Genomic DNA, 5,771 nt, shown 5'->3' on the forward strand with positions numbered 1-5,771 from the left:
CGATGGGCGACGGTGAACCGGCGGTCCAGCGGCACCACCTGCGCGGCGATCCCGAGATAGGCTCTCCGGACGCGTCCATCACGGATGAGTTGATACGCCACCCACTTGGCGGTGTTCACGGGAATCGCGAAGCAGATCCCCTGCGAGCCGGCGATCACGGCGGTGTTGATCCCGATGACGGTTCCCCGAGAGTCGGCCAGGGGCCCTCCGGAGTTGCCGGGATTGAGCGCGGCATCGGTTTGAATGACGTTATCGATCAACCGGCCCGTTTCCGCCCGCAGGGTGCGCCCCAGCGCGCTGATGACCCCCGCGGTGACGGTCGCCTGAAAGCCGAGGGGATTGCCTACGGCCACCACGAGCTGCCCCACCCTCAGGTGGGACGAGTCGCCGAGGTCGGCCACGGGCAGCCCGCCCACGGGGGCGCGAATCACGGCCAGGTCGCTGTACGGGTCGTCACCGACGAGCTGAGCGGTCAGGCTGCGCCCGTCCTGGAGGCGCGCCTCGATCCGCGACGCCGCGTGCACCACGTGGCTGTTCGTCAGAATATACCCGTCGGGCGCGATGATGACCCCGCTGCCCGCGCCGCGAAGCTCGGGCATGCCGCGTCGTTGAAGCCGCTCCGGGGCCGGCCGTGCCATCCCCAGGCTCACGACCGCGGGGCCGACGCGATCGACGGCCCCGACCACCGCCTCGGAGTAGGCATCAAGCGCCGGGCCGTCGTCGATCGTCGCGGTCGCCCGCTGTCCGCTGTCCACGTCCGTGCGTAGAAACTCGAGGTTCACGTACATCCACCTCCATATCCTGCGGTTATCAACGCGAGCCGTCGGACACATATTCCCCGTTGGGGCCGAGGCGCAGGGTGGCCGGGTGTCCTGTCAGAAGGATCAGGATGGGTCCCGTGGATTCTCCGGCGGCGACGGCGCCCGCCGCGGGGCACCATCCTCTCGAACGCGTGTGGAGGGGTGCGGGCATTGCGAAAGACCTCCAGGACGGATGAGCTTCGCGTGTTGAACGCGATCGCCGAGGCGTTGAATCGTTCCTCGGACGTTCAGCAGGCCCTCGAGCGAACGCTCGGCCTGGTGGTCAGGCTTCTGGGGCTGCGCACGGGGTGGGTGTGGCTGCTGGATCCGGACACGCAGCAGTTTTACAGCGCCGCTGTGCAGCGCCTTCCCCCGTACCTCAAGGAACCGGTGCGGATGACCGGGTCCTCGTGTTGGTGCATCGAGCAGTTTCGGGACGGCTCGCTCACGCCGAGGAACATCGACGTCATCGAGTGCAGCCGCCTCCGCCCGGCCGTCAAGAAGAAGGCGGTCCACCTGACCCAGGGACTCCGGTATCACGCCAGCATCCCTCTGTACTTCCAGCGCAAACCCCTCGGGATCATCAATGTGACGGGACCGTCCTGGCGCAAGCTCTCGGGCGAGGAGTTGCGGCTCCTCTCCACGATCGCCTACCAGGTCGGGATCGCCATCGAACGCGCGCGCCTCGCGGAGGAGAGCGCACGCGGCGCGCGCGCCGAAGAGCGCGCACGGATCGCCCGCGAGATCCACGATACCCTCGTGCAGGGGTTGACGGCGATCGGGCTTCAATTGGAAGGGGCGCTTGGGCTCTTCGAGGAGAGCCCTCCACGTGCGCGGGAGCGGCTCCAGCGCGCGCTCGATGTCTCGCGGGAGAGCCTCGAAGAGGCGCGGCGGTCGGTCTTGGACCTGCGCGCGATGCCGCTGGTGGGCAGGCCGCTGGCGGAGGCCTTGGCCGCGCTGGGGCGGCGCTTCACCTCCGAGACGGGGATCCGCGTACACGTCCGGGCGCCGGAGATAGACGGGCTGCCGCTCCGCGTGGAAGCCGAGCTGCTCCGGATCGCCCAGGAGGCCCTCACGAACGTCCGCAAGCACGCGACGGCGAGCGAGGTGGAAGTGACCCTCCGCCGCGCCGGAGGGCAGCTGCACCTGTCCATCCGCGACGATGGGCGGGGATTCCGCGTACGGAAGGGGTCCACCACCGGCGTCGGGATCCTGGGGATGCACGAGCGGGCCAAGGTGCTGGGCGGCCGGCTTCGAGTGGCGAGCCGCCCTGGGGCGGGCGCCACGGTGCTGGCGTCCGTCCCCATCGCCACGAGGGACGGATGATTCGTGTGCTGATCGTGGACGATCACCCGGTCGTCCGGGAGGGTTTGAGAGCCGTGCTCGAGGACACCAAGGAGATGGAGGTGGTGGGCGAAGCAGGTTCAGCCGAGGAGGCGCTGTCGTCGGTTGAGAAAACGCTGCCCGATATCATCCTCCTCGACCTGGAGTTGCCGGGGATGAACGGGGTCGACGCGATCCCCCGGTTTGCCGTTGCCGCCTCGCACCCCAGGGTGATCATCCTCACGGCCTACGATACCGAGGAGCGGGTGCTCGCCGCGCTCAAGGCCGGGGCGGTCGGGTACGTGCTAAAGGGCGCCCCCGCGGGTGAGATCGCCCAGGCGATCCGAGCGGTTGCCGGGGGCGGATCGTACCTGACGCCTCGGGTGGCCGCTCGGGTCGTAGCTCAAGTCAACGCTCCCAGACGGTCTGGCCTGCTCACCGCCCGAGAGCGCCAGGTGCTCCGATTGGTTGCCCGGGGCCGTTCGAACAAGCAGATCGCCCGGGACCTGGCCATCACCGAGCGGACCGTCAAGTTTCACATGACGTCCATCTTCAACAAGCTGGGCGCCGACAACCGGGCCCAAGCCATCGCCATCGCCGCCCAGCGGGGTCTACTCTAAACCCACCTGTCCTTCGGATCAGCTTCTTCCTGCGCCTTTGACCAGCGCGCCACTCCACCCATCGGACGGTGCCCGCGGGTGGGTATTGGCGGACACTTGGAGCAAGGGCGAAAGGAGTTGATGGCGATGCGTCAGGAGATGGTGGCGTTGGTCACGGGCGCCTCACGCGGGCTCGGTCTGGAGGTAGCCCGGCTGCTGGCCCGTCGAGGCGCTCGGCTGATCCTCACGGCTCGTGGCGGTGAGGCGCTGGAGCGGGCCGCGATCGGCCTGGCCGAACGCGAAAATCTGGTCGCGCTCCCGGGGGACATCGCGGACCCGCGGCACGCCGAGCGTCTCGTAGCACTGGGGGTGAAGCGATTCGGCCGCATCGATCTCCTCGTGAACAACGCGTCGACGCTCGGCCCGACCCCGATGCCGCGTCTGGAGGTGCTTCCCCCCGAGGCGCTCGACCGCGTCATCCGGGTGAACGTCTCGGCGCCGCTGCATCTCCTGCAACTCGTGCTCCCCCAGATGACAGCCAGGAGGGAGGGGACGATTGTCAACGTCACCTCGGACGCCGCGGTGCAGGCCTATGCCGGATGGGGCGGGTACGGGGTGAGCAAAGCCGCGCTCGAGCATCTATCGCGCGTGCTGGCGGTGGAGATCGCGGGGAGCGGCGTCCGCATCTACGTCGTCGATCCAGGGGAGATGAACACACAAATGTACCGCGACGCATCGCCCGGGGCGGACCTCTCTGCGCTCCCCGGGCCGGAGAGGGCGGCGGCGCGGTTGGTGGATCTGGTGGAGTACGAGACCGAGCCGTTCGGGCGGTTCGAACTCCAGGCGTGGAAGGCCCGCGGCCCCGCACCGACGGTCGCGTCGGTGGAGAGGGGGTAGCGATGGCGGTCCTTGTTCAGCCTCCCATCGAGTTCACGCTTCCCCCAGACCTGGAGGCGCACGTCCCGCCCGAGGCGCGCGGCCTGGCACGAGATCAGGTCCGGCTGATGGTGACGGACCGCCGGACCGGCGCCATCGTCCACACCAGGTTTTCTGCCCTGCCCGAGTTCCTTCAGGCCGGGGATCTCGTGGTCATCAATATCTCGGCTACCCTTCCCGCGGCGCTGGACGCGCACCGGGGCGACGGACGCGCGCTCGCGCTGCACCTGTCCACGCACCTCCCCGGCGACGTGTGGGTCGTCGAGCCCAGGAGAACCCCGCTCTCACCCGGGGAGACGCTCTTCCTGGCGGAAGGCGGCCGGGCCGCGATGCTCATGCCATACCGGCGTTCGGGCCGGCTGTGGCTCGCGCATCTCGATGTCCCGGCGCCCATCGTCGAGTATCTCCACCGATGGGGCCGTCCCATCGCGTATCCGTACGTCTGGGGAACGTGGCCCCTCTCGATGTATCAGACCGTGTACGCTGAGGTGCCGGGATCGGCGGAGATGCCGTCTGCGGGACGACCGTTTACGCGAGACGTCCTCGCGAGGCTGCGCGAGAAGGGGGTCGGAATCGCCAAGATGGTCCTCCACGCGGGGGTGGCGAGTCCTGAGCGCGACGAGTCCCCATACGAGGAGTTCTTTGACGTGCCCGTGGCGACGGCCGAGGCCGTCCGGGTCGCGAGGCGCAGCGGCGGCCGGGTGATCGCAGTCGGCACCACGGTCGTGCGGGCGCTCGAGAGCTCCCTGGACCCCGGAGGGGACGTGGTGGCCTCTCGGGGGTGGACTGATGTAGTCGTCACGCCGGAACGCGGTGTCCGCAGCACCGACGGGCTGTTGACGGGGTTGCACGAGCCACGGGCGTCGCACTGGGCGATGCTCGAGGCCGTCGCGGGCCGGGCGGTGCTGGCCCGGTCGTACCGGGCGGCCCTTGAGGCGGGGTATCTCTGGCACGAGTTCGGCGATCTTCAACTCCTGCTGTAAGCCTCTCCGATCACGTCGTGCGGCGGGCCGTGATGTGCACGTCGACGACGACGTCATCGTCGACCCTGAAGACCCCGAGGAGGGATGGCGGCTCGAAGCCGAAGTCCGTCATCCGGACCGTGGTGCTGAGGGCGCTGGTGAGCGTCGCCCCCTCGATGACGACGGTTCCGGCGAACGTGACCGGTTGCGTGACCGTGCGCACCGTGAGGAATCCGGTGACCCGGACGGGCACGACCCGACCGTCGGTGTATGCGTCGGGGAGTCCCTCAATCGCGATCGGGGTGAACGCCGCGGTTGGATACCTCGCCGACTCGAGCCAACGCGCGCGGAGCGCGCTGTCGCGCCGCGCGCTGTCGGACCGGAGCTGGCTCAGATCGACGGTGACCATCCCAATCCGGGCCGTCTGTGGGTGGGTGAGGTCCACATCCACGTGTCCCTGGATCACGTTGGTCACTCCGGTCGCGGCGTGGAACCGGTTCTGGAGAAGGGCGGTTTCGCCAACCCGGTAGGCCGCGGTCGACACGGCGGGGTCGATGACGAACCGCTCCGCCCCGGGCGGTACTGGGTCGCCTGGCGCCGCCGCATGGCCCATGCGGGCGGCCGTGACGAGGGCGGCCAGAACGGTGATCGCTCCCACGATCGCGACCCCGATCCCCCAACCATGTGTTTCCACGATCCGCGTTGGACGCATGCGCACGGCTCCTCGGTGCGGCAGTGTCGCCGGTTGATCCTGTAGCGTCCACGGGCGCCTCTCGGTTCCAACAGACGGGCCCGCTTACCGCGCCTCGGGGGCGGGCCGTGCCGCATCGACGGCGCACCCCAACGTGCTATAATCAGTCTGCGCACCGGCCCACGTAGCTCAGGCGGCAGAGCGTGTCCTTGGTAAGGACAAGGTCACCGGTTCGAATCCGGTCGTGGGCTCCAGGGTTCAATGCTCCGGGTGCTCTCAATCCGTAGGCTCGACAGCAGGCTCGTGATTTGCGTTTGTAGGGAGGCCGGCGATGGCGAAGGCGAAATTTGAGCGGACGAAGCCGCACGTAAACGTGGGGACGATCGGGCACGTGGATCACGGGAAGACGACGCTGACGGCGGCGATCACGGGGGTGCTGGCGAGTTTAGGGAAGACGAAG

At 68.8% G+C, this 5,771-nt stretch carries 7 protein-coding genes and 1 tRNA gene; 6 read left to right on the forward strand and 2 right to left on the reverse strand.

Annotated features, from left to right (window positions below; translation table 11 throughout):
* Positions 1 to 788, reverse strand: a 788-nt coding sequence (locus VFP86_04670; protein HET8998919.1) for a trypsin-like peptidase domain-containing protein, incomplete at its 3' end; no start/stop codon positions are given.
* A gap of 216 nt (positions 789 to 1,004) precedes the next feature.
* Here VFP86_04670 and VFP86_04675 point away from each other — a divergent pair.
* The 4 genes from VFP86_04675 to VFP86_04690 all read left to right on the forward strand — a co-directional run bounded on the left by VFP86_04675 (position 1,005) and on the right by VFP86_04690 (position 4,641).
* Entirely contained in the window at positions 1,005 to 2,126 is a 1,122-nt protein-coding gene (locus VFP86_04675) for a GAF domain-containing sensor histidine kinase (protein ID HET8998920.1), read from the forward strand.
* On the forward strand, positions 2,123 to 2,743 hold the full coding sequence (locus tag VFP86_04680) for a response regulator transcription factor (protein ID HET8998921.1): 621 nt from the start codon (positions 2,123 to 2,125) through the stop codon (positions 2,741 to 2,743). The genes VFP86_04675 and VFP86_04680 overlap by 4 nt, the downstream gene beginning before the upstream one ends.
* A 126-nt stretch (positions 2,744 to 2,869) precedes the next feature.
* Positions 2,870 to 3,619, forward strand: a complete 750-nt coding sequence (locus VFP86_04685; protein HET8998922.1) for an SDR family oxidoreductase — start codon at positions 2,870 to 2,872, stop codon at positions 3,617 to 3,619.
* Between the two features lie 2 nt (positions 3,620 to 3,621).
* Positions 3,622 to 4,641, forward strand: a complete 1,020-nt coding sequence (locus VFP86_04690; GenBank protein HET8998923.1) for an S-adenosylmethionine:tRNA ribosyltransferase-isomerase — start codon at positions 3,622 to 3,624, stop codon at positions 4,639 to 4,641.
* 10 nt (positions 4,642 to 4,651) lie between these two features.
* Here VFP86_04690 and VFP86_04695 read toward each other — a convergent pair whose 3' ends face one another.
* The gene (locus VFP86_04695) at positions 4,652 to 5,332 is read right to left on the reverse strand and encodes a YceI family protein (protein ID HET8998924.1); all 681 of its coding nucleotides are present in this window, start codon (positions 5,330 to 5,332) and stop codon (positions 4,652 to 4,654) included.
* Between the two features lie 157 nt (positions 5,333 to 5,489).
* Between VFP86_04695 and VFP86_04700 the strand changes: the two genes are divergently transcribed.
* Both VFP86_04700 and VFP86_04705 read left to right on the forward strand, forming a co-directional pair.
* Positions 5,490 to 5,565 (forward strand) — tRNA-Thr (locus tag VFP86_04700).
* A 77-nt stretch (positions 5,566 to 5,642) separates the two neighbouring features.
* The coding region (locus VFP86_04705) for a GTP-binding protein (GenBank protein ID HET8998925.1) at positions 5,643 to 5,771 on the forward strand (129 nt) is incomplete at its 3' end.

The sequence above is a fragment of the bacterium genome, assembly GCA_035703895.1.
Classification (GTDB): domain Bacteria; phylum Sysuimicrobiota; class Sysuimicrobiia; order Sysuimicrobiales; family Segetimicrobiaceae; genus Segetimicrobium.

Coding starts and splice junctions, on each gene's coding strand:
- VFP86_04695 (HET8998924.1), bottom strand. CDS start 5,332: ATGCGTCCAACGCGGATCGTGGAAACACATGGTTGGGGGATCGGGGTC.
- VFP86_04690 (HET8998923.1), top strand. CDS start 3,622: ATGGCGGTCCTTGTTCAGCCTCCCATCGAGTTCACGCTTCCCCCAGAC.
- VFP86_04680 (HET8998921.1), top strand. CDS start 2,123: ATGATTCGTGTGCTGATCGTGGACGATCACCCGGTCGTCCGGGAGGGT.
- VFP86_04685 (HET8998922.1), top strand. CDS start 2,870: ATGCGTCAGGAGATGGTGGCGTTGGTCACGGGCGCCTCACGCGGGCTC.